General features: G+C 68.0%; 17 protein-coding genes. 9 read left to right on the top strand and 8 right to left on the bottom strand.

The window, feature by feature from the left end:
* Positions 1–350: 350 nt before the first annotated feature.
* Positions 351–2,132, top strand: a complete 1,782-nt coding sequence (locus tag MKD50_RS04635) for a potassium/proton antiporter (protein ID WP_252666526.1) — start codon at positions 351–353, stop codon at positions 2,130–2,132.
* 233 nt (positions 2,133–2,365) lie between these two features.
* Here MKD50_RS04635 and MKD50_RS04630 read toward each other — a convergent pair whose 3' ends face one another.
* The 3 genes from MKD50_RS04630 to MKD50_RS04620 form a co-directional block, all read right to left on the bottom strand.
* Positions 2,366–3,361: a tripartite tricarboxylate transporter substrate binding protein gene (locus tag MKD50_RS04630; RefSeq protein ID WP_240072435.1), complete on the bottom strand. Its 996-nt coding sequence runs from the start codon at positions 3,359–3,361 to the stop codon at positions 2,366–2,368.
* A 29-nt stretch (positions 3,362–3,390) separates the two neighbouring features.
* Complete coding sequence (locus MKD50_RS04625) at positions 3,391–3,846, bottom strand: DUF2214 family protein (RefSeq protein WP_018003889.1); 456 nt, start codon at positions 3,844–3,846, stop codon at positions 3,391–3,393.
* Between the two features lie 124 nt (positions 3,847–3,970).
* Positions 3,971–5,191, bottom strand: a complete 1,221-nt coding sequence (locus MKD50_RS04620; RefSeq protein ID WP_115704181.1) for a CaiB/BaiF CoA transferase family protein — start codon at positions 5,189–5,191, stop codon at positions 3,971–3,973.
* A gap of 295 nt (positions 5,192–5,486) precedes the next feature.
* Between MKD50_RS04620 and alaS the strand changes: the two genes are divergently transcribed.
* On the top strand, positions 5,487–8,111 hold the full coding sequence (gene alaS / locus MKD50_RS04615) for an alanine--tRNA ligase (protein WP_252666525.1): 2,625 nt from the start codon (positions 5,487–5,489) through the stop codon (positions 8,109–8,111).
* A gap of 110 nt (positions 8,112–8,221) precedes the next feature.
* Here the strand turns inward: alaS and MKD50_RS04610 are convergent, their stop codons facing one another.
* The 3 genes from MKD50_RS04610 to MKD50_RS04600 form a co-directional block, all read right to left on the bottom strand.
* The gene (locus MKD50_RS04610; protein ID WP_115704177.1) at positions 8,222–8,986 is read right to left on the bottom strand and encodes a slipin family protein; all 765 of its coding nucleotides are present in this window, start codon (positions 8,984–8,986) and stop codon (positions 8,222–8,224) included.
* Between the two features lie 2 nt (positions 8,987–8,988).
* Positions 8,989–10,446 (bottom strand): NfeD family protein, encoded by a 1,458-nt coding sequence (locus tag MKD50_RS04605; protein WP_115704175.1) that lies wholly within the window; start codon positions 10,444–10,446, stop codon positions 8,989–8,991.
* A 93-nt stretch (positions 10,447–10,539) separates the two neighbouring features.
* Complete coding sequence (locus tag MKD50_RS04600; protein ID WP_240072432.1) at positions 10,540–11,439, bottom strand: LysR family transcriptional regulator; 900 nt, start codon at positions 11,437–11,439, stop codon at positions 10,540–10,542.
* A 126-nt stretch (positions 11,440–11,565) separates the two neighbouring features.
* On the opposite strand from MKD50_RS04600, the gene MKD50_RS04595 reads away from it, so the two are divergent.
* The 6 genes from MKD50_RS04595 to MKD50_RS04570 all read left to right on the top strand — a co-directional run bounded on the left by MKD50_RS04595 (position 11,566) and on the right by MKD50_RS04570 (position 15,999).
* Positions 11,566–12,837, top strand: coding sequence for a YbfB/YjiJ family MFS transporter (locus MKD50_RS04595; RefSeq protein WP_115704694.1), 1,272 nt, complete (start codon positions 11,566–11,568; stop codon positions 12,835–12,837).
* Positions 12,838–13,002: 165 nt separating this feature from the next.
* Entirely contained in the window at positions 13,003–13,776 is a 774-nt protein-coding gene (locus tag MKD50_RS04590) for a class II aldolase/adducin family protein (RefSeq protein ID WP_115704171.1), read from the top strand.
* Between the two features lie 56 nt (positions 13,777–13,832).
* Positions 13,833–14,021, top strand: a complete 189-nt coding sequence (locus tag MKD50_RS04585) for a 4-oxalocrotonate tautomerase (RefSeq protein WP_012353493.1) — start codon at positions 13,833–13,835, stop codon at positions 14,019–14,021.
* A 28-nt stretch (positions 14,022–14,049) separates the two neighbouring features.
* Positions 14,050–15,081, top strand: a complete 1,032-nt coding sequence (locus tag MKD50_RS04580) for a threonine aldolase family protein (protein ID WP_115704169.1) — start codon at positions 14,050–14,052, stop codon at positions 15,079–15,081.
* 55 nt (positions 15,082–15,136) lie between these two features.
* Positions 15,137–15,721 (top strand): NUDIX domain-containing protein, encoded by a 585-nt coding sequence (locus tag MKD50_RS04575; protein ID WP_115704167.1) that lies wholly within the window; start codon positions 15,137–15,139, stop codon positions 15,719–15,721.
* Positions 15,722–15,771: 50 nt separating this feature from the next.
* Positions 15,772–15,999 (top strand): sulfurtransferase TusA family protein, encoded by a 228-nt coding sequence (locus MKD50_RS04570; RefSeq protein ID WP_010813669.1) that lies wholly within the window; start codon positions 15,772–15,774, stop codon positions 15,997–15,999.
* 111 nt (positions 16,000–16,110) lie between these two features.
* Here the strand turns inward: MKD50_RS04570 and galU are convergent, their stop codons facing one another.
* Positions 16,111–17,001, bottom strand: a complete 891-nt coding sequence (galU, locus tag MKD50_RS04565; RefSeq protein ID WP_115680767.1) for a UTP--glucose-1-phosphate uridylyltransferase GalU — start codon at positions 16,999–17,001, stop codon at positions 16,111–16,113.
* A 138-nt stretch (positions 17,002–17,139) separates the two neighbouring features.
* Positions 17,140–20,007, bottom strand: coding sequence for a valine--tRNA ligase (locus tag MKD50_RS04560; RefSeq protein ID WP_240072431.1), 2,868 nt, complete (start codon positions 20,005–20,007; stop codon positions 17,140–17,142).
* Between the two features lie 253 nt (positions 20,008–20,260).
* On the opposite strand from MKD50_RS04560, the gene MKD50_RS04555 reads away from it, so the two are divergent.
* On the top strand, positions 20,261–22,609 hold the full coding sequence (locus MKD50_RS04555; protein ID WP_252666524.1) for a UvrD-helicase domain-containing protein: 2,349 nt from the start codon (positions 20,261–20,263) through the stop codon (positions 22,607–22,609).
* Position 22,610: the final 1 nt, after the last annotated feature.

Genomic DNA, 22,610 nt, shown 5'->3' with positions numbered 1-22,610 from the left:
TGCGGCGGGCCTCTTTCCTGCCTTTGTTGCGGTGCATTAAAACGGCGTGTTGCAGAGGCCTTCCGACGGGCAGGGTGGAAGGTAAGGGTGCGACCTTTCAGCTACCTTTCAGATGTCTGCAATTGGGGTCATGGTTCGGGTATCCCCTAGTGAGAGCGCGCTTAAAAGTGCCGCAGGGCCAGGCTGCAGGCCAGTTCCCGGGTCGAGGCCCGGGATCGCTGCGCTATCATCCGGAACGGTCTTGCGCGCCGCGGGGCCACTGCGGCGGTAGGGTTCTGAAAGGTTGTGAAAGGTTCCGAAAGGTCCTGAAAGCTCCCGCAGCCAAATCCCCAGGCAACACAAGGAGCATTTTGGAAAGCATCGACCATGTCATCCTGCTCGGCGCCGTCGTGATGTCGCTGGGCATCGTGCTGGGCGCGTTCTCGGCGCGCTTCGGCGTGCCGGTCCTGCTGGTGTTCCTGGCCGTCGGCATGCTGGCCGGCGTCGACGGCCCCGGCGGCATCCGCTTCTCCGACACCTGGCTCAGCTTCCTGGTGGGCAACCTCGCGCTGGCCATCATCCTGCTCGACGGCGGGCTGCGCACCCGCTTCGCCACCTTTCGCGTGGCGCTCAAGCCGTCTCTGTCTCTGGCCACGGTCGGGGTGCTGGTAACCGCCGCGCTGGTCGGGATATTCGCCGCCTGGCTGCTGGGCATCGACTGGCGGCTGGGGCTGCTGCTGGGGGCCATCGTCGGCTCGACCGATGCCGCCGCGGTGTTCTCGACGCTCCACAGTAGCGGCATCCGGCTCAAGGACCGGGTCGCGAGCGTGCTCGAGATCGAATCCGGCATCAATGACCCGATGGCGATCTTCCTGACGCTGACGCTGATCGAATGGCTGACCGCGCCCGGCGGCCTGACGCCGCTGGACCTGGTGCTGCGCCTGCTGGTGCAGTTCGGCGTGGGCGGCGTGCTGGGGCTCGGGCTTGGCTATTGCCTGGCCAATGTGCTGGAGCGCACGCGCGTGGCCGAAGGGTTGCAGTCGATCCTGCTGTGCTCGGGCGGCGCGATGGTCTTTGCCATCGTGCAGAGTGCCGGCGGCAGCGGCTTCCTGGCGGTGTACCTGACCGGCATGCTGATCGGCAACCGCGAGCGCGCCGTCACCGCCGACACCATGCGCGCCATGGACGGCATGGCGTGGCTGGCGCAGTCGGCCATGTTCCTGCTGCTGGGCTTGCTGGTGTCGCCGCACCGGATCTGGGAAGTCGCCGGCCCGGCGGTGGCGGTGGCGGCCTTCCTGATGCTGGTGGCGCGGCCGGTGGCGGTATGGCTGGCGCTGCTGCCGTTCCGCTTCAATGCCCGCGAGACCGGCTTTATCGCCTGGATGGGACTGCGCGGCGCGGTGCCGATCGTGCTGGCGCTGTTCCCGCTGCTGCGCGAGGTGCCGCAGTCGGGCCTGCTGTTCCGCATAGCCTTTGCGGTGGTGCTGGCCAGCCTGCTGTTTCAGGGCACCACGGTGTCGGTGGCCGCGCGGCTGGCGCGGGTGCTGCGCCCTGGCTACCCCGAGCCGCTGGCGCGTTCGCGCCTGCGCGGCACGCGCGCGCCGATCCTGGAAGTGATGCAGTTCGAGGTCGGCCCCAACGCCCCGGTAGAGAACGTCCGCGCCGACCAGCTGGAGCTGCCGCCGCGCTGCCGGCTGATGACGGTGGCCCGCGATGACGCGCTGGCAGAGCCCGGACAGACGGTATTGCGCGCCGGCGACGCGGTCTGCGTGCTTGGGCCGACGGTTTCGTTGCCGCTGCTGTCGGCGCTGTTCCAGACGCCGGGCCGGGCGCCTACCTGGGAACAGGTCTCGCACGATTTCCTGCTGTCGGGCGACGCGCCGCTGCGCGACGTGGCTGCGCTCTATGGCACGCGCGAACTGACCGCTGACGAGGAGCCGTTGACACTGGAAAGCGCGATGCAGCGCGCGTTCACGTCGCCGCCGGTGGAAGGCGACAGCGTCGAGATCGCCGGGCTGCCGCTGACGGTGACGCGCATGGAAGGCGCGCAGATCGTGCAGGTGGGGCTGCTGCTGCCGCGGCTGGAGGGGGATTCGGGCGGGAAGCTGTGGGGGCGGCGGCGCAAGGGGGGCGAGAGCCGCGAAGCTGTGTAATCCCTGCCGGTTTGCTTCCCTCTCCCGCTTGCGGGAGAGGGGCGGGGGTGAGGGCGGGCGCTAGCCGAAGCCTAAGGTGTAGAAAACCGAAGGCTTCGCTCGGTGTGGTACCTCGCCAAACCGCCCCTCACCCCGACCCTCTCCCCGTGAGGGGAGAGGGAGAACACCTTGCTAAGGCTAGCTCGGGCGGCTTGGGAGCACCCAAAACCGCTCTTCCTCTCGCTGTTTGGGGGTCAGTCGACCTTCGCCCCAGACACCTTTACGATCTGCGCATACTTCTTCAGTTCCTTCTGGATCAGCGCCGCGAACTGCTCCGGCGTGGTCGGCGCCGGCTGGGCGCCGATGCGGGCCAGGCGGGCCTTCATGTCGTCGGTCTTCAGGATCGCCACGATCTCGTGGTTCAGCTTTTCCACGATCTCGCGCGGCGTGTTGGCCGGCGCGAACACGCCGAACCACGTCGAGATGTCGAAGCCTTCCAGCCCCAGTCCCTTGCCGGCCTCGGCAATAGTCGGCAAATCCGGGAAGGACGCGGCGCGGCCGGCGGTGGTGACGGCGAACGCCTTGAGCTTGCCCGCCTTGATATTGGCCGAGGCCGAGGCCAGGTTGTCGAAGATCAGGTCGGTCTGGCCCGACAGCACCGACAGCTGCGCCGGCGACGCGCCGTTGTACGGAATATGGACCATGCTGACTTTCGCCATGCTCTTGAACAGCTCGCCCGACAGGTGCCCGGCGCTGCCATTGCCGCCCGAGGCGTAGTCCAGCTTGCCGGGGTTCTTGCGCGCGTAGGCGACCAGGTCGCGCACGTTGTTGATCTGCAGTTCGGCGGCCTTGCCCGGGTGCATCACCAGTACGTTGGGCACGTCGGCGACCAGCGTTATCGGCGCGAAGTCTTTCACGGGGTCGTACGGCATCTTGCTGAACAGCGTCGGGTTGATCGCGTGCGTGGCCACCGCGCCCATGACGATGGTGTAGCCGTCGGCGGGCTGCTTGGCGACGTAGTCCGCGCCCAGGTTGCCGCCGGCGCCCGGCTTGTTTTCCACCACCACGGGCTGGCCCAGGCTGTCGCGCAGCTTGTCGCCGATGGCGCGCGCCACGGTGTCGAGCGGGCCGCCGGCGGGATAGGGCACCACGAAGCGCACGGGCTTGGTGGGGTAGGCATTGGTGGCCGCCACGGCGGCGGCGGGTATCAGCGCCGCGGTCAGCGCGGCGGCAAGCAGTTTCTTCAGCATGTTGCGGAGGACAGGAGGGATAGGGATTCTCAGCGGGCCCCGATGCCGCGCGCCATCATCACGGCGCACAGCGGCAGCAGGATCACCAGGTGCGATTCGATCATGACCCAGCGCCGCGCCGCCTTGATCTCGGACGGCGGCGGCACGTAATCGGGCAGCCGGCGGGCCTGCTTGCGCCAGCGCGCGATGGCGAGGGTCGGCGGCAGCGAGCACAGCGCGATCAGCACGAACACGCCCATCTTGGCGTGGAACCACGGGTTGTGCAGGTAGAAGTCGACGCCCTTGGCGCCGTAGAACAGGCGCAGCAGGCCGGTGGCCAGCGCCAGCATCGCCGACAGGAAATAGAACAGGTCGTACAGCGACAGGCGCCGCACCGTGGCCGGGGTCAGGTCCGGGCGCAGTGCCACGGCCTCGGCGGCCATCAGCGTGATCAGGACGAAGATCGCAAGGAAATGCAGGAAGGCCAGGATGGCGTCGGTCAGCATGGGTTCTCCTTTGCTTTTGCGCAGGCGCGCGCGCTGGCGCGGGCCGGGCGAAAGTACTTCAGCGGGAACTGAACTTCCGGAAAGCACCACGGCGGGCCAGCCTGCCGCGGACAGGAGGAGAATCTTACAGCACACCCCTTGCGCGAAGTGCGGCGATCTGCCCGGCGCTGTAACCCAGGGTCTGCGCCAGCACCGTGTCGGTGTGCTCGCCCAGCAGCGGCGGGTGGCGCAGCGCCTGCGGCGGCGTCGCGCTCATCTTGATCGGGCTGCCGACCAGCTTGACCTCGCCCGCGCTCGGGTGGGGCAGGTCTACGCGCAGGCCGCGCGCCTTGACCTGGTCGTCCTCGAACACGTCGTCGAGCGTGTTGATCGGGCCGCACGGCACGCCCGCGGCTTCCAGGTCGCGGATCCACTGGGCGCGCGTGCGCGGGCGCACCATCTCGGCCAGGATCGGCACCAGCACGTCGCGATTGGCCACGCGCTGCGGGTTCCTGGCAAAGCGCGGGTCGTCCGCCAGCTCGGGACGGCCGCCGTCGGTGACGAACTTGCGGAACTGCCCGTCGTTGCCCACCGCGACGATGATCCAGCCGTCGGCTGCCTGGAAGGTCTGGTAGGGGACGATGTTGGGGTGCGCGTTGCCCCAGCGGCGCGGCGCCTCGCCGCTGGCGAGGTAATTCGTGTTCATGTTGGCGAGCATCGCCACCTGCACGTCCAGCAGCGCCATGTCGATGTACTGGCCCTCGCCGGTGCGGTCGCGGTGGGCGAGTGCCGCCAGCACGGCGATGGTGGCGTACTGGCCCGTCATCAGGTCGGAAATCGCCACGCCGGCCTTCTGCGGGCCGCCGCCGGGCAGATCGTCGCGCTCGCCGGTCAGGCTCATGAAGCCGCCCATGCCCTGGATGATGAAGTCGTAGCCCGGGCGCGCGGCGTACGGGCCGGTCTGGCCGAAGCCGGTGACCGAGCAGTAGACCAGGTCCGGCTTGACCTGCTTCAGCGAGTCGTAGTCCAGGCCATATTTCTTCAGCTGGCCGACCTTGTAGTTCTCCAGCACCACGTCGCTCTGCGCAGCCAGGTCGCGCACGATCTGCTGGCCCTCGGGCGTGCTGATGTCGCAGGTGACCGAGCGCTTGTTGCGGTTGGCGGCCAGGTAGTAGGCGGCCTCGGCGGTGTCGCGGCCGTCTTCGTCCTTGAGCCAGGGCGGGCCCCAGGTGCGGGTGTCGTCGCCGGCGCCGGGGCGCTCGATCTTGATCACGTCGGCGCCGAAGTCGGCAAGGTTCTGGGCGCACCACGGCCCGGCGAGGACGCGGGTCAGGTCGAGGACGCGGAGATGGCTTAAGGCTCCCATGGCGGTATTCGAGGCAGAGGTAAGGCGGGGATCGGATCCGGAATTCGGCTAGTCGGCACGCCCCGGAAACGGGGCGACGCGGGTTGGCTGCACTGTACCACCGGCCCATCGCCGCTGCCGCTATAAGTGATTTATGCTTATCTCGCGACAGTGGGATTCAGGGCGATAGCCGGCCGCTTCCCGGGCGCCGTGGCCGACCTGCCCGACGGCCTGCCTTGCCCGTATAATCAACGGTTTGCAAATCCCATACTGATTCGTCGCGCCCGGCCACGCCGGGGCAAGCGTCCGCCATCCCATGAAAGTCTCAGACATTCGCAGCAAGTTCCTGCAGTTCTTCGAATCGAAGGGCCATACCGTGGTCCGCTCGTCCAGCCTGGTGCCGGCGAACGACCCGACGCTGCTGTTCACCAATTCCGGCATGGTGCAGTTCAAGGACGTGTTCCTCGGCACCGACAAGCGCCCCTACAGCCGCGCCACCTCGGCACAGCGCTCGGTGCGCGCCGGCGGCAAGCACAACGACCTCGAGAACGTGGGCTACACGGCTCGCCACCATACGTTCTTCGAGATGCTGGGCAACTTCTCGTTTGGCGACTACTTCAAGCGCGAAGCGATCCAGTACGCATGGGAACTGCTGACCAAGACCTACCAGCTGCCGGCCGAAAAGCTGTGGGTCACGGTCTATGCGGAAGACGACGAGGCCTACGACATCTGGGCCAAAGAAGTCGGCGTGCCGGCCGGGCGCATCGTGCGCATCGGCGACAACAAGGGCGCTCGCTACGCCTCGGACAACTTCTGGCAGATGGCCGACACCGGCCCGTGCGGCCCGTGCTCTGAAATCTTCTACGACCACGGCCCGGACGTATGGGGCGGCCCGCCGGGATCGCCGGAGGAAGACGGCGACCGCTACATCGAGGTCTGGAACCTGGTGTTCATGCAGTTCAACCGCGACGAGCAGGGCAACATGACGCCGCTGCCCAAGCCGTGCGTCGACACCGGCATGGGCCTGGAGCGCATTGCCGCGGTGCTGCAGCACGTGCACAGCAACTACGAGATCGACCTGTTCCAGGCGCTGATCAAGGCCGCCGCGCGCGAGACCCATATCGACAACCTGAACCAGAACTCGCTGAAGGTCATCGCCGACCATATCCGCGCGTGCGCGTTCCTGATCGTCGACGGCGTGATCCCCGGCAACGAAGGCCGCGGCTACGTGCTGCGCCGGATCATCCGCCGCGCCATCCGCCATGGCTACAAGCTGGGCCAGAAGACCCCGTTCTTCCACAAGCTGGTGCCGGACCTGGTCGAGCAGATGGGCCAGGCCTATCCGGAGCTGGCCGAGGCGCAGTCGCGCGTGACCGAAGTGCTGAAGGCCGAGGAAGAGCGCTTCTTCGAGACCATCGAGAACGGCATGGCCATCCTCGACGCCGCGCTGGCCGAGCTCAAGCTCAAGGGCGGCAAGACGCTGGACGGTGAGCTCGCCTTCAAGCTGCACGATACCTTCGGCTTCCCGCTGGACCTGACTCAGGACGTGTGCCGCGAGCAGGAAATCGGCGTGGACGAGGCTGCCTTCGACGCCGCCATGAACCGCCAGCGCGAGCAGGCGCGTGCCGCCGGCAAGTTCAAGATGGCCGCCGGCCTGGAGTACGCCGGCGACAAGACCGTATTCCACGGCTACGAGAAGCTGGAGCTGCCGCAGGCCAGGGTCACCGCGCTATATGTGGATGGCGCCGCGGTCGAGACCATGCAGGCCGGCCAGACCGGCGTCGTGGTGCTCGACAACACGCCGTTCTACGCCGAGTCCGGTGGCCAGGCCGGCGACCAGGGCGTGCTGCAGGCCGGCAATGCCACCTTCGCCGTGGCCGACACCACCAAGATCCAGGCCGACGTGTTCGGCCACCAGGGCATGCTGGCGGGCGGCGCACTCAAGGTGGGCGATGCCGTGTCGGCGCAGGTCGACGCGCTGCGCCGTGCGCGCACCGTGCGCAACCACTCGGCCACCCACCTGATGCACAAGGCGCTGCGCGAAGTGCTGGGCAGCCACGTGCAGCAGAAGGGCTCGCTGGTCGATGCGGACAAGACCCGCTTCGACTTCTCGCACAACGCCGCGCTGACCGACGCGCAGATCCGCCAGGTCGAAGAGATCGTCAACGCCGAGATCCTGCGCAACGAAGACACGCACGCCGAGGTCATGCCGTTCGACGACGCGGTCAAGAGCGGCGCCATGGCGCTGTTCGGCGAGAAGTACGCCGACGACGTGCGCGTGCTGTCGATCGGCACCTCGAAGGAACTGTGCGGCGGCACCCACGTGCACCGCACCGGCGATATCGGCCTGTTCAAGATCGTGATGGAAGGCGGTGTGGCCGCCGGCATCCGCCGCGTCGAAGCCATCACCGGCGACAACGCGCTGCACTACCTGCAGGGCCTGGACGCCAGGCTGAACGAAGCCGCCGCCGTGCTGAAGGCGCAACCGTCGGAGCTGGTGCCGCGCATCGGCCAGGTGCAGGAGCAGGTGCGCGCGCTGGAAAAGGAACTGGAGCGCCTGAAGAGCAAGCTGGCCGCCTCGCAGGGCGATGAGCTGGCGGCGCAGGCGGTCGACGTCAAGGGCCTGAAGGTGCTGGCCGCGCAGCTGGACGGCGCCGACGTGAAGACCCTGCGCGAGACCATGGACAAGCTCAAGGACAAGCTGCAGAGCGCCGCCATCGTGCTGGGCGCGGTCGCCGACGGCAAGGTCAGCCTGATCGCGGGCGTTACCGCCGATGCCACCGGCAAGGTCAAGGCCGGCGAGCTGGTCAACTTTGTCGCCCAGCAGGTGGGCGGCAAGGGCGGCGGCCGCCCGGACATGGCGCAGGCCGGCGGCACCGAACCGGCCAAGCTGCCGCAGGCGCTGGCGGGTGTCAGCGAGTGGGTCGCTGGCAAGGTCTGAACGGCTAAGGGTTTGCTCCCCTCTCCCGCTTGCGGGAGAGGGAGTACACAATTGGTCGAGGCCACGTTGTCATAAAAGCAGGAAGGGCGCCCCGGCGCCCTTCCTGCTTTTTACTTTTCCGGCGTTCCCTTGCCGCCGCCCAGCGTCGTCAATAAATCGATCGGCAGCGGAAACACGATGGTCGAGCTCTTGTCCCCCGCGATCTGCGTCAGCGTCTGCATGTAGCGCAGCTGCATCGCCTGCGGCTGCCGCGCCAGCATCTGCGCCGCTTCCAGCAGCTTCTCCGAGGCCTGCAGTTCGCCTTCGGCATGGATCACCTTGGCGCGCCGCTCGCGTTCGGCCTCGGCCTGCCGCGCGATCGCGCGGATCATGTTCTCGTTCAGGTCGACATGCTTGATCTCGACGTTGGAGACCTTGATGCCCCAGCCGTCGGTCTGCGCGTCCAGCGCCTGCTGGATGTCGAGGTTGAGCTTCTCGCGCTCGGCCAGCATCTCGTCCAGCTCATGCTTGCCCAGCACCGAGCGCAGCGTGGTCTGCGCCAGCTGGCTGGTGGCTTCAAGGAAGTTCGCCACCTGGATGATGGCGCGTTCGGGATCGACCACGCGGAAATACACCACTGCATTGACCTTGACCGAGACGTTGTCGCGCGAAATCACGTCCTGCGGCGGCACGTCCATCACCACCGTGCGCAGGTCTACCCTGACCATCTGCTGCACCGCCGGAATCAGCAGCACCAGGCCGGGCCCCTTGACCTTCCAGAACCGCCCGAGCATGAACACCACGCCGCGTTCGTACTCGCGCAGCACGCGGAACGCCATGATGATCAGCAGTGCCAGCAGGAAAATCACACCGCCGAAGCTGAATCCGTAGGCCATGGTCAGGCTCCCTTGTCTGGCGTCGGTTGGGATGAGGGCGAGGGGGCCAGCGCGGCGCCGCCGGCGGCAACCACTTCGAGCAGCAGGCCGTTGCGCGCGGTGACCAGCACGGGCGTGCCGCGTGCCAGCGGGGTGGCGCTGCGCACGCGCCAGGTCTCGCCGCGCACCGTGGCCCAGCCTTCCTCGCGCAGGTCGTCGAGCAGCTCGCCGCGGCTGCCGACCAGCGTGTCGGCACCGCTGACCACCGGCCGCTTGCGCGAGCGCACCAGCATCGCCGACATGCCGAACACGAACACCGCCGATAGTGCCGACAGCGCCGCCACCATCGGCAGCGGCACGCCAAAGCCCGGCACGTCGGTATCGATCAGCATCACCGCGCCGAAGGCGAAGGCGATGATGCCGCCGACGCCCAGCGCGCCGAAGGTGGGCAGGAACAGCTCCGCCACCATGCAGCCGATGCCGAGCGCCACCAGCGCCAGCCCGGCGTAGTTGACCGGCAGCATGTGCAGCGCGAACAGCGCCAGCAGCAGGCAGATCGCGCCGACGATGCCGGGCACCACCATGCCAGGCGTGGAGAACTCGAAGATCAGCGCGTAGATGCCGATCATCATCAGCAACAGCGCCACGCTTGGCTCGGTGATCACGGCCAGGAAGCGGTTGCGCCAGTCCGGCTCCAGCGTCACCGACGGGGCGTTGCGCGTCTGCAGCGTGCTGGCCTTGCCGCCTGCGGTGGTCAGCTTGCGCCCGTCGAGCTGGCGCAGCAGCGCGGGCAGGTCGGCCGCGACCACATCGATAACGCGCTGCGCCAGCGCCTCGTCGGCCGACAGGCTGACTGATTCGCGCACCGCGCGCTCGGCCCATTCGGCGTTGCGCCCGCGCAGCTGCGCCAGGCCGCGGATATAGGCCGAGGCGTCATGCATCTGCTTGCGCGCCATGGTGTCGCCCGCCGCGGGCGCGCTGGCCGGGGCCGAGGCGGGGCTGGCGCCGGGCAGGGCGTCGGGCTTCTGCGGGCCGCCGATGCCGACCTGCACCGGCGTCGCCGCGCCCAGGTTGGTGCCCGGCGCCATGGCTGCGATATGGCTGGCATAAAGGATGTACGTGCCGGCGCTGGCCGCGCGCGCGCCGCCGGGAGAGACATAGCTGGCCACCGGCACCGGCGAGGCCAGGATCGCCTGAATGATGTCGCGCATCGACGCATCCAGCCCGCCGGGGGTGTCCATTTCCAGCACCACCAGTTGGGCGCCGGCTTCGCGCGCGCGCGCCATGCCGCGCAGGATAAAGCTGGCGCTGGCCGGGCTGACCGCGCCTTTCAGGGGGATCACGTACACCGGCGCGGTGGCCGTGGCCGTGCCCGCCGGCGGGGCCGCGGCGCCGCTGCCGCCGAAGGCAAGCGCGCAGCATGCCAGCGCCAGGCTGGACAGCAGCCGGAAGGCCCGCAGCAACGCGGAGGCAGGGTTCATGGCAGGAGCAGGGCACGCAGGTGCCGTGGTGGCGCCACTTCAAGTGTAGGCCACCGGGCACATCTTGCACGCGGCCCCGCTGGCCCCGCGCGCTCAGGCCGCCGCGAGTTCGGGCCCGGCCGAGCCGGGTGGCGCGGGCGTGAGTTCGGGCAGGGCCTCGACCAGCGCATGCAGCGCGGCGCTGGCCATCGACGGCTGCCACGCGAGCAGCGTGCGCACCCGGCCCGCCGCGCCCAGGCTGTGCTGCCGGATGGCGGGCAGGTCGCGGTACAGGCCCAGCACGGAGCGCGGCACGATCGCCGCGCCAATGCCGGCCGCGACGCAGGCGACGATGGCATGGTAGGAGCTGAGCTGCAGCACGCGCGGGGTCGGCGCCGGGCCGCTGCCGTACCAGGTTTCGAGCCGCGCGCGGTAGTTACATCCCGGCTCGAACGCCAGCAGCGTCGGCACCTCCAGGTCGGCCGCGCCGCGCACCGGGCGATGGTGCTCGCGCGTGATCACCACCAGCTCTTCCTCGAACACCGGCACCGCGTGCAGCGCCGGATCGGCCAGCGGCTCGGCGACGAAGGCGCAGTCGACCTCGAAGCGAGCCAGCGCGTCGAACGCCTGCCGCGTTGCCAGAGTCACCAGTTCCAGCTGCACCTCGGGCCAGGCCTGGTGATACGCGGCCAGCACCTGGGGCAGGCGGCTCGCTGCGGTGCTTTCCATCGAGGCTATGCGCAGCCGGCCGTGCGGCCGCGCCGGCAACACCGCGTGGCGCGCTTCTTCAGTCAGGGTCAGGATGCGGCAGGCGTAGTCGAACAGGGTCTGGCCCGACGGCGTCAGCACCATGCGCCGCCCGTCGCGCACGAACAGGTCGACGCCCAGCGACTGCTCCAGCTGGCGGATGCGGGTGGTGACATTGGATTGCACCCGGTGCAGCCGCTCGGCCGCGCGGGTGATGCCGCCGGCTTCGACGACGGCACGGAAAATTTCGAGCGCGGCAAGGTCCATGGCGAGGCTCCGGCGTTATGTATCTGAATCCAAGATGCATGACATCTTGATAATTCATTTTTCGGGATGATGATGGCAGCGTAGCATACAGGGATCGCAATGCAACCGCTGCCCCCAGCCACCATCATGCCGACCCCGCACAGCCTGGAGTCCAAGCCCCCTGCCGCGTGCGTAGCGGCCGCGTCCCTGCCGGGCCATGCCGCCGGCCCGTTCGCGGTGGCGCTGGCGGGCCTGGTGTCGCTGGCGGTGGTGATGGGCATCGGCCGCTTCGCCTTCACGCCGCTGCTGCCGATGATGTTGCATGACGGCACCGTCACGCTGGAACAGGGCGGGTGGCTGGCCACGGTAAACTACATCGGCTATTTCGCCGGCGCCGCGGTCTGCATGTTTATACAGCCCGATGCGGTGCGCATGGTGCGCTGGGGCCTGGTGGCCACGGCAGTGCTGACGCTGGGCATGGCCCTGCCGGGCGGCATGCCGGCGTGGTCGCTGTGGCGCGCCGGCGCGGGCGTGGCCAGCGCCGTGGCGATGGTCTATACCGCCGCCTGGTGCCTGCAGCGACTGGCCGAACTGGGCAGGCCGGAGCTGGCCGGGCTGATCTTCTGCGGCCCGGGCCTGGGCATCGTGGTCACCGGGCTGGGCGTATCCGGCATGGTCGGTGCGGGCTGGCATGCGGACCATGGCTGGCTCGCCTTCGCCGCGCTGGCGGTGGTGCTGGTGGCGGCGGTCTGGCGGATTTTTGTCGCGCCGGCCGCGGTCGCGCCAGCGGTGCCGTCTGCGAGGGCCGCCGAGACCGATACCGACATCAATACCGACCCCGATAGCGGCACGGCGCGGCTCGATGCCGAGGCCTGGATGCTGACCCTGGCCTACGGCCTGGCCGGCTTCGGCTACATCATCACCGCGACCTTCCTGCCGGTGATCGCGCGCGCAGCGCTGCCCGGCACGGTGTGGGCCGACCTGTTCTGGCCGATCTTTGGCGCGGGCGTGGCGGTGGGCGCGTTCCTGGCGACGCGGGTCGGCATGGCGCACGACAACCGCAAGCTGCTGGCGCTGCTGTACGGCATGCAGGCGCTGGGCGTGGCGATCGCGGTGGTGTTGCCGAGCGTGGCCGGTTTTGCCCTCAGCAGCCTGCTGGCGGGCCTGCCGTTCACGGCGCTGGTGGCGTTCGCGATGCGCGAGGCGCGGCGGCTGTGGGGGCCGCGGGCACCGCGGCTGATGGGCCTGATGACCGCATCCTACGGACTCGGCCAGATCGCCGGCCCGCCGCTGGCGACCGCGCTGGTGGCGCGCAGCGGCGGCTTCGCCGGTTCGCTGGCGTGCGCCGCCGCGGCACTGGCGCTGGGCGCGCTGGTGTTCGCCTGGATGCGGCGCGCGTGGCCGCTGTCGGCGGCTTGACCAGCCCGGGCCCGGGCGCCAAGGTGCGCTAAAGTATCGCCTTTGCCGTCCGGCGCGCCGCGCGAGAGGTTGCGGCCGGCTCTGCCGGCATCGCGGTCCCGCGGCGCGGCACAGAAGGCCGGGCCGTACCCGGCACGCCAGGCCGGACGGCGCAGGAGCGACCCCATGTCATTTGCCTTGCAGCCCGCGCGTGCCGCGGGCGCTTCCCATCCTGTCTCAGCCGAAGAGCAGCGCGTGCGCGTCGACCTGGCCGCGGCCTATCGCCTGGCCGCGCGCGAGCGCTGGGATGACCTGATCTACACGCACATCTCGGCCACGGTGCCGGGCGAGCCGGATCACTTCCTGATCAACCCGTTCGGCTTTGCCTTCGACGAGATCCGCGCCAGCGACCTGGTCAAGATCAACTGCCGCGGCGAGGTCGTCGGCGAGACGGTGCATCCGGTCAACGTGACTGGCTTCGCGCTGCACGCCGCGGTGCATGCCGCGCGCGCCGACGCGATGTGCGTGATGCACCTGCATAACACCGCCGGCATCGCGGTGTCGGCGCAGGCGGCGGGACTGCTGCCGCTGTCGCAGCATGCCATGCGTTTCCACGGCCGCATCGCCTGCCACGACTACGAGGGCCTGGCCTTCACCCCGGCCGAGGGTGCGCGCCTGACCGCATCGCTGGGCACGCATCCGGCCATGCTGTTGCGCAACCACGGCACGCTGACGGTGGGCCGCACCGTGGCCGAAGCCTATGTGCTGATGGCGACGCTGATCAAGGCCTGCGAAATCCAGATCGCGGCGCAGGCGGGCGGCGCGCTGGTGCAGCCCGACGCCGCCGTGGCGGACAAGACCTCGGCGCAGCTCTATGACGATGGCGCGGTCGAAGGCGTGCTGGAATGGCCCGCGCTGCTGCGCAAACTGGATAGAATCGATCCTTCCTACCGGGACTGAAGGCAAGCGCCGTCCCCGCCCGGACCACAACAATCAATCAAGCACAGGAGCAATGTATGCCGACTTTCCACGTCGAAATGTTTGAAGGCCGCACCATCGAGCAGAAGCGCAAGTTTGTCGAGGAAGTGACCCGCGTCAGCTGCGAAACGCTGGGCTGCTCGCCGTCGGCGGTCGACATCATCATTACCGACATCAAGCGTGAGAACTGGGCCACCGGCGGCGAGCTGTGGGCCGACAAGAAGTAAGGCGCCAGGCCGCTCCACACTGAACACCATGCAGCACTTCGCCTCCGACAACTACGCCGGCTTCTGCCCGGAATCGCTCAAGTATTTCCTGGAAGCCAACGGCAGCGGCCACGAGCAGGCCTATGGCGACGACAGCTGGACGCAGAAGGTCTGCGACCGGATCCGCGACCTGTTCCAGACCGATTGCGAAGTGTTCTTCGTGTTCAACGGCACGGCGGCCAACTCGCTGGCGCTGTCGGCGCTGTGCCAGTCGTACCACTCGGTGATCTGCCACGAACTGGCGCACATCGAGACCGACGAATGCGGCGGGCCGGAGTTCTTCTCCAACGGCTCCAAGCTGCTGACCGCACCGGGCGAGCACGGCAAGCTCACCCCCGACGCGGTCGAGGCGCTGGTCACGCGCCGCGCCGACATCCATTACCCCAAGCCCAAGGTGGTGTCGCTGACGCAGTCGACCGAAGTCGGCACCGTCTACAGCGTCGAAGAGGTGCGCGCCATCGCCGCGATCGCCAAGCGCCGCCAGCTGCGCGTGCACATGGACGGCGCGCGCTTTGCCAACGCGGTGGCGTCGCTGGGCGTGCATCCTTCCGAGATCACCTGGCGCGCCGGCGTCGACGTGCTGTGCTTCGGTGGCACCAAGAACGGCCTGCCGGTGGGCGAGGCGGTGGTGTTCTTCGACCGCCGCCTGGCCGAGGACTTTGCCTACCGCGTCAAGCAGGCCGGGCAACTGGCGTCGAAGATGCGCTTTATCTCGGCGCCGTGGCTGGGCCTGCTCGAGAACGACGTGTGGCTTGCCAACGCGCGCCATGCCAATGCGATGGCGCAATTGCTGCAGCAGCGCATCCGCGAGATCCCGGGCGTGCGCATCATGTTCCCGACGCAATCCAATGCGGTCTTCGCCGAGCTGCCGCTACCGGCGATCGAGGCGCTGCGCGCAAAAGGCTGGCGCTTCTACACCTTTATCGGCGCGGGCGGCTGCCGTTTCATGTGCGCCTGGGACTTGCAGCCGCAGACCGTGGAGGCGCTGGCCGCCGACATGCGCGCTGCTTGCGGCGCATAGCGGGGCCAGATCCCGCCATATTCATACTGATAACGACGAGACTTCAGGAGCCCCCATGTCATACCGATTCTGCCCGCAGTGCGGCGCGCCGCTCGAGGTGCTGCCGCTGTCCGGGCGCGAACGCCACGCCTGCGTGCAGCAGGACTGCGGCTTCGTGCACTGGAACAACCCGCTGCCGGTGCTGGCGGCGGTGGTGGAGTACCAGGACAAGCTGCTGCTGGCGCGCAACGCCGCGTGGCCGGAAAAGATGTTTGCGCTGGTGACGGGCTTCCTGGAGCGCGACGAGCCGCCCGAGCTGGGCGTGGCGCGCGAACTGAAGGAGGAGACCAACCTCGATACCGAGTCGGTCGCGCTGATCGGTGTCTACGAATTCATGCGCAAGAATGAGCTGATCATTGCCTATCACGTCAAGGCGACGGGTACGGTCGAATTGTCCGAGGAACTGGCCGAGTACAAGCTGGTGGCGCCCGAGGACGTGCGCGTGTGGTCGGCCGGAACCGGCTTCGCGGTGGCCGACTGGCTTGCCGCCAGGGGCTACCCGGTGCGCTTCTTCGACCGCCAGAGCGGCGCCGACATTCCGGACCCGCGCCGCCCCCACGACTTCAGCCAGGTCGGGGCTTCGCTACAATACCGCTGGTAGGGCTGGCTTTCAGCCAGCCTCCAGCCCCCAAGCATCAGAGGAAGAGACGAATGGAGTTCCAGAAAGAAGTGGATGCGCGCGGCCTGAACTGCCCGCTGCCGATCCTGCGCACCAAGAAGGCCCTGGCCGACATGGCCAGCGGTGACGTGCTCAAGGTGCTGGCAACCGATCCCGGCGCCACGCGTGATTTCCAGGCCTTTGCCAAGCAGACCGGCAACGAGCTGCTGTCGCATTCGGAAGTCGACAAGGTGTTCGTGTTCTACATGCGCCGGCGCTGAGTTTGCGTAGCGATCCGATGACTCTTCTTGTCGTTCCCGCGTGCGCGGGAACGACGGTAAAGAAAAAGCCGCTCGAAAGCGGCTTTTTCTTCGTAACCCGTCCGGGCGAGCTCAGCGGCCCAGGCCGTTCAGGTGTTCGCGCGATTCCAGGTAGGCGCTGAAATCGGTGCCCACTTCGGGGTGCTTCAGCGCGAACTCGACGGTCGCCTTGAGGTAGCCCAGCTTGCTGCCGCAGTCATAGCGGCGGCCCTGGTAGCGGTACGCCAGCACTTGCTCCTGGCCCAGCAGCGACTGGATCGCGTCGGTCAGCTGCAGTTCGCCGCCGGCGCCGGGCTTGAGCTCGCGCAGATGGTCGAAGATGCGCGGCGTCAGGATGTAGCGGCCGACCACGCCAAGGTTGGACGGCGCATCTTCCGGCGCCGGCTTCTCGACGATGCCCGAGACCTTGATCACGTCCTCGTCCCATTCGCGGCCATCGATCACGCCATAGGAGCGGCTCTGCTCGGGCGTGATTTCCTCGACGCCCAGCACCGAGCAGTTGTAGTGGTTGAAGGCATCCACCATCTGCTTCATCACCGGCGGGTTGCCGTCGATCAGGTCATCGGCCAGCATCACCGCGAACGGGGTGTCGCCCACCAGCTTGGCCGCGCACAGCACCGCGTGGCCCAGGCCCAGCGCCTCGGGCTGGCGCACATAGTAGCACTCGACGTTGGCCGGCTTGATCGAGCGCACCACGTCCAGCAGCGCCTGCTTGTTCTTGGCCTCGAGCTCCACTTCCAGTTCGAAGGCCTTGTCGAAATGGTCCTCGATCGCGCGCTTGGAGCGGCCCGTGACGAAGATCATCTCGGTAATGCCGGCGGCCATGGCTTCTTCCACGGCGTACTGGATCAGCGGCTTGTCCACCACCGGAAGCATTTCCTTGGGGCTGGCCTTGGTGGCTGGCAGGAAGCGGGTGCCCAGGCCCGCAACCGGGAACACAGCCTTGGTGACGCGATTTTCCATATCAGGTGTACCTCTCAGATTCCAGTCCATAACCCTGCCAGCCAGCGTGGGCGCCGTCTGTCCGGTTCTGTCCGACGATGCGGTACAGAACCCCCGGCTGGCAGGGGCGTGATGCAGGCCGCCTGACTGACCCTCGGGTCAGGCCGGCAGCCGCTGCAGCTGGCCCTGCAGCTTGGCCAGCGTCTGCTCGAAATCGGACAGGCGCTGCGTCTCTTGCGCCACCACCGCGGGCGGTGCCTTGGCGACAAAGCTCTCGTTCGACAGCTTGGCGCGGCACTTGCCGATTTCGCCACCGATGCGTTCGACTTCCTTCGACAGGCGCGCGCGCTCGGCGGCGACATCGATCTCGATCTTCAGCAGCAGGTGGTTGCCCCCGGCAATGGCGACCGGCGCACCAGCGCCTTCGGCCTGCAGGGCAGCTTCATCTTCGAAGACGCGCACCTCCGAAAGTTTCGCCAGTGCCTGGATATGTGCGCTCGCCGCCTTCAGGAAGGCGCTGTCGCCCTCCGCATAGAGCGGGATGCGCTGGGCCGGCGAGATATTCATCTCGCCGCGCAGGTTCCGGCAGGCATCGATCACTTCCTTCAGGCGCGCGACCCACTGCTCGGCATTCTCGTCGATCTTGGCGACGGCGGGGAGCGGATAGGGCTGCAATGCGATGGTTTCCGCACCATCGCCGCTGGCGCGCCCGGCCAGCGGGGCGACCTTCTGCCACAGTTCCTCGGTGATGAACGGGATCACCGGATGCGCCAGCCGCAGCACGGTCTCGAGCACGCGCAGCAGCGTGCGGCGGGTGGCGCGCTGCTGGGCCTCGGTGCCGTGCTGGATCTGCACCTTGGCCAGTTCCAGGTACCAGTCGCAGTACTCGTCCCAGACGAACTTGTAGATGGCGTTGGCGATATTGTCGAAGCGGTACTCGGCAAAGCCCTTTTCGACCTCGGCCTCCACGCGCTGCAGCAGCGACACGATCCAGCGGTCCGCCTGCGAGAAATCGAGATAGCCGTCCGGGCCGCAGTCCTGGTTGCACGGGCCCATGCCGCAGTCATGGCCCTCGGTGTTCATCAGCACGAAGCGGGTGGCGTTCCACAGCTTGTTGCAGAAGTTGCGGTAGCCCTCGCAGCGGCCGGTATCGAAGTTGATGTTGCGCCCGAGCGTCGCCAGCGACGCAAAGGTGAAGCGCAGCGCGTCGGCGCCGAAGGCCGGAATGCCCTCGGGGAATTCCTTCTTCGTCTTCTTCTCGATCTTGGGCGCGTCCTTGGGCCGGCGCAGCCCGGTGGTGCGCTTCTTCAGCAGCGTGTCGAGGTCGATGCCGTCGATCAGGTCGACCGGGTCGAGCGTGTTGCCCTCGGACTTGCTCATCTTCTTGCCTTCCGAATCGCGCACCAGGCCGTGCACGTAGACGGTGTGGAAGGGCACCTTGCCGGTGAAGTGCTTGGTCATCATGACCATGCGCGCCACCCAGAAGAAGATGATGTCGTAGCCGGTGACCAGCACCGACGACGGCAGGAAGTGCTTCAGTTCAGGCGTTTCCTCGGGCCAGCCCAGCGAGGAGAAGGGCACCAGGGCCGACGAGAACCAGGTGTCGAGCACGTCTTCCTCGCGGCGCAGCGCGCCGGTGCTGCCGGCGGCCTTCGCCTTGGCGGCAGCTTCTTCTTCGGTGCGGCCGACAAAGCAGTTACCGGCATCGTCGTACCATGCCGGGATCTGGTGGCCCCACCACAGCTGGCGCGAGATGCACCAGTCCTGGATATTGCCCAGCCACTGGTTGTAGGTGCTGATCCAGTTTTCCGGCACCAGCTTGATCTCGCCGCTCTGCACGGCTTCGAGCGCGACCTCGGCGATCGAGCGGCCGGGGTAGAAGGTGCCTTCCGGCGCCGGCTTGCTCATGGCGACGAACCACTGGTCGGTCAGCATCGGCTCGATCGCGCTGCCGGTGCGCTCGCTGCGCGGGGTCATCAGCTTGTGCTTCTTGACGTCTTCCAGCAGGCCCTGCTTGTCGAGGTCGTCGACGATGGCCTTGCGCGCGTCGAAGCGGTCCAGGCCGGCATAGGCGGCGGGCGCGTCGGCGACGATCTTCGCGTCCAGCGTCAGGATCGACAGCTGCGGCAGGTTGTGGCGCAGGCCCACGGCATAGTCGTTGAAGTCGTGGCCCGGCGTGACCTTGACCACGCCGGTGCCGAACTCGCGGTCGACGTATTCGTCGGCGATCACCGGGATCTGGCGCCCGGTCAGCGGCAGGTGCACCGACTTGCCGATCAGGTGCGCGTAGCGCTCGTCTTCCGGATGCACCATCACGGCGACGTCGCCCAGCATGGTTTCCGGACGCGTGGTGGCCACGGTCAGGTGGGTCAGGCCGCCCTTGGCGTCGGCCTCGACCAGCGGATAGCGGATATGCCACAGCGAGCCTTCTTCCTCGACGCTGTCGACTTCCAGGTCGGACACGGCGGTGCCCAGCACCGGATCCCAGTTGACCAGGCGCTTGCCGCGGTAGATCAGGCCCTGCTCGTACAGCCGCACGAACACCTCGGTGACCGCCTTCGACATCTCCGGCGACATGGTGAAGTACTCGCGGCTCCAGTCGATCGACGCGCCCATGCGCCGCACCTGGCGGGTGATGGTCGAGCCCGACTCTTCCTTCCAGGCCCACACCTTCTCGGTGAACTTCTCGCGGCCGAGGTCGTGGCGCGACACGCCCTGGCCCTCCAGCTGGCGCTCCACCACGATCTGGGTGGCGATGCCGGCGTGGTCGGTGCCCGGCACCCACAGCGTATTGGCGCCCAGCATGCGCGCGTGGCGCGCCAGGCCGTCCATGATGGTCTGGTTGAAGGCATGGCCCATGTGCAGCGTGCCGGTCACATTGGGCGGCGGCAGCTGGATCGCGAAGTCCGGGCGGGCAGGGTCGAAGGTCGGCTTGGCGATGCCGCGCTTCTCCCACTCGGGGCCCCATTTCGCCTCGATGGCGGCGGGTTCGAAGCTCTTGGCAAGCGATTGGTCTTGGGCGGTCATGCTGGGATGTCGAGGTTGGCGTCTGGGTGCGTGGCAGGTGCGGTGGCCTGCGCCTGGCGGTCGCTGGCGGCCTGCGATGGCCGGCCTGGCGCCAGTGAAACCACAAATTATACGGGGGCGGGCGGCCGGTGCCTATTTCGTGGCCAGAGCCGGCCGGCCCGCGCCCGGTGCGCGGGTCGTGGGGCGCGCCGGATGTGATTTGTGAAACAGGGGCCCCCGGTATAATTGCGGGCGATTCCACTAGGCCTTTCCGATGTCCGACCTGCTCGCCAACCTGAACGCCGAACAACTAGCCGCCGTCACCCTGCCCGACGAACCGGCGCTGATCCTGGCGGGCGCGGGCAGCGGCAAGACCCGCGTGCTGACCACGCGCATCGCCTGGCTGCTGCAGAACGGCCGGGTCTCGCCGGCGGGCATCCTGGCGGTAACCTTCACCAACAAGGCCTCGAAGGAAATGCAGACGCGGCTGCAGTCAATGCTGCCGATCAACACCCGCGGCATGTGGATCGGCACCTTCCACGGCCTGTGCAACCGCATGCTGCGCGCGCATTTCCGCGACGCCGGGCTGCCCCAGACCTTTGCCATCCTCGACAGCCAGGACCAGCTGTCGGCGCTCAAGCGGCTGCTCAAGTCGCTCAACGTCGACGACGAGAAGTACCCGGCCAAGAACCTGCAGTACTTTATCAACAACGCCAAGGAGCAGGGCCTGCGACCGGCCGACGTCGAGGCCAACGACGACTTCAACAAGCGCTTCGTTGACCTCTACGCCGCCTATGACCAGCAGTGCCAGCGCGAGGGCGTGGTCGACTTCGCCGAGCTGCTGCTGCGCTGCTATGAGCTGCTGCGCTACAACGACGCCATCCGCCAGCACTACCAGCACCGCTTCCGCCACGTGCTGGTCGACGAGTTCCAGGACACCAACGTGCTGCAGTACCAGTGGCTCAAGCTGCTGGCCGGCCACGGCACGCACAACCCGGCCGCGGTCTTTGCGGTGGGCGACGACGATCAGAGCATCTACGCCTTCCGCGGTGCCAACGTCGGCAACATGCGCGACTTCGAGCATGAGTTCCGCGTGCGCCGGCTGATCAAGCTGGAGCAGAACTACCGCTCGCACGGGCATATCCTGGATTCGGCCAACCACCTGATCTCGCACAACGCGCGTCGCCTGGGCAAGAACCTGCGCACCGACGCCGGCCACGGCGAGCCGGTGCGGGTGTTCCAGGGCGGCTCCGACGGGCAGGAAGCAGCCTGGATCATCGAGGAGATCCGTGACCAGATCGCGCAGGGCGCCAGCCGCGCCGAGATCGCCATCCTGTACCGCAGCAACGCGCAGTCGCGCGTGATCGAGCACGCGCTGTTCTCGGCCGGCATCCCGTACCGCGTGTATGGCGGCCTGCGCTTCTTCGAGCGTGCCGAAATCAAGCACGCGCTGGCCTACATGCAGCTGCTGGAGAATCCGCGCAACGACGCCGCCTTCGGCCGGGTGGTCAACTTCCCCGCGCGCGGCATTGGCGCGCGCTCGCTGGAAGTGCTGCAGGACATGGCGCGACAGTATGACTGCGCGCTGGCCGAGGCGGTGGCCTACGTGCCCGGCGCGGCCGGCAGCAAGCTGGCCGCGTTCACGCGGCTGATCGAGCAGATGCGCGCGGACACGCGCCGCATGACGCTGGCCGAGACCGTCGAATACGTGATCAACCACAGCGGCCTGATCGCGCATTACCAGGGCGAGAAAGAGGGCCAGGACCGTATCGAGAACTTGCAGGAACTGGTGACCGCCGCGCAGGCCTTCGTGGTCGAGGAAGGCTACGGCCTGGAAGCGCTGGCCGCGGTGATCCCGGCCGACCGCGGCCACGCCACGCCGGTGCTGGCCGACGGCGACCAGTCACAGCAACTGCTCGACCCGGAGGCGTTGCCAGTGGTGATGACGCCGCTGGTCGCGTTCCTGACCCACGCCTCGCTCGAGGCCGGCGACAACCAGGCCCAGGCAGGCCAGGACGCGGTGCAGATGATGACCGTGCACGCGGCCAAGGGGCTGGAGTTCGACGTGGTCTTCATCAGCGGGCTGGAGGAAGGGCTGTTCCCGCACGAGAACAGCATGATGGACCCCGACGGCCTCGAGGAAGAGCGACGGCTGATGTACGTGGCGATCACGCGCGCGCGCAAGCGCCTCTACATGTCGTTCGCGCAAAGCCGCATGCTGCACGGCCAGACCCGCTACCACGTACGCTCGCGCTTCTTCGAGGAACTGCCCGAGACCTCGCTCAAATGGCTGACCCCGCCGGCGCAGAGCTACGGCGGCGTGCGCCGCCAGGAACGCGACAATGCCTGGGGCCGCGACTGGTTCCGCAAGCCCGAGGACGTGCCCTATACCGGCACCAGGCCCACCGGCGGCATGGACAACGGCAACGGCTATGCCGACGCCAGGCGCGAAGCCGGCACCGGCTTCCGCGTCGGCCAGTCGGTGTTCCACAACAAGTTCGGCGAAGGCGTGATCACCGCGCTGGAAGGCGAGGGCGCCGATGCGCGCGCCAATATCAAGTTCAAGCGGCATGGCGCCAAGTGGCTGGCGCTGGCGGTGGCGAAGCTGGACGCGATCGATTGAA

The organism is Cupriavidus mimosae, assembly GCF_023952485.1.
Lineage (GTDB): Bacteria > Pseudomonadota > Gammaproteobacteria > Burkholderiales > Burkholderiaceae > Cupriavidus > Cupriavidus taiwanensis_C.
The sequence above is the reverse complement of the archived record's forward strand: the minus strand, read 5'-3'. Positions and strand labels throughout refer to the sequence as shown.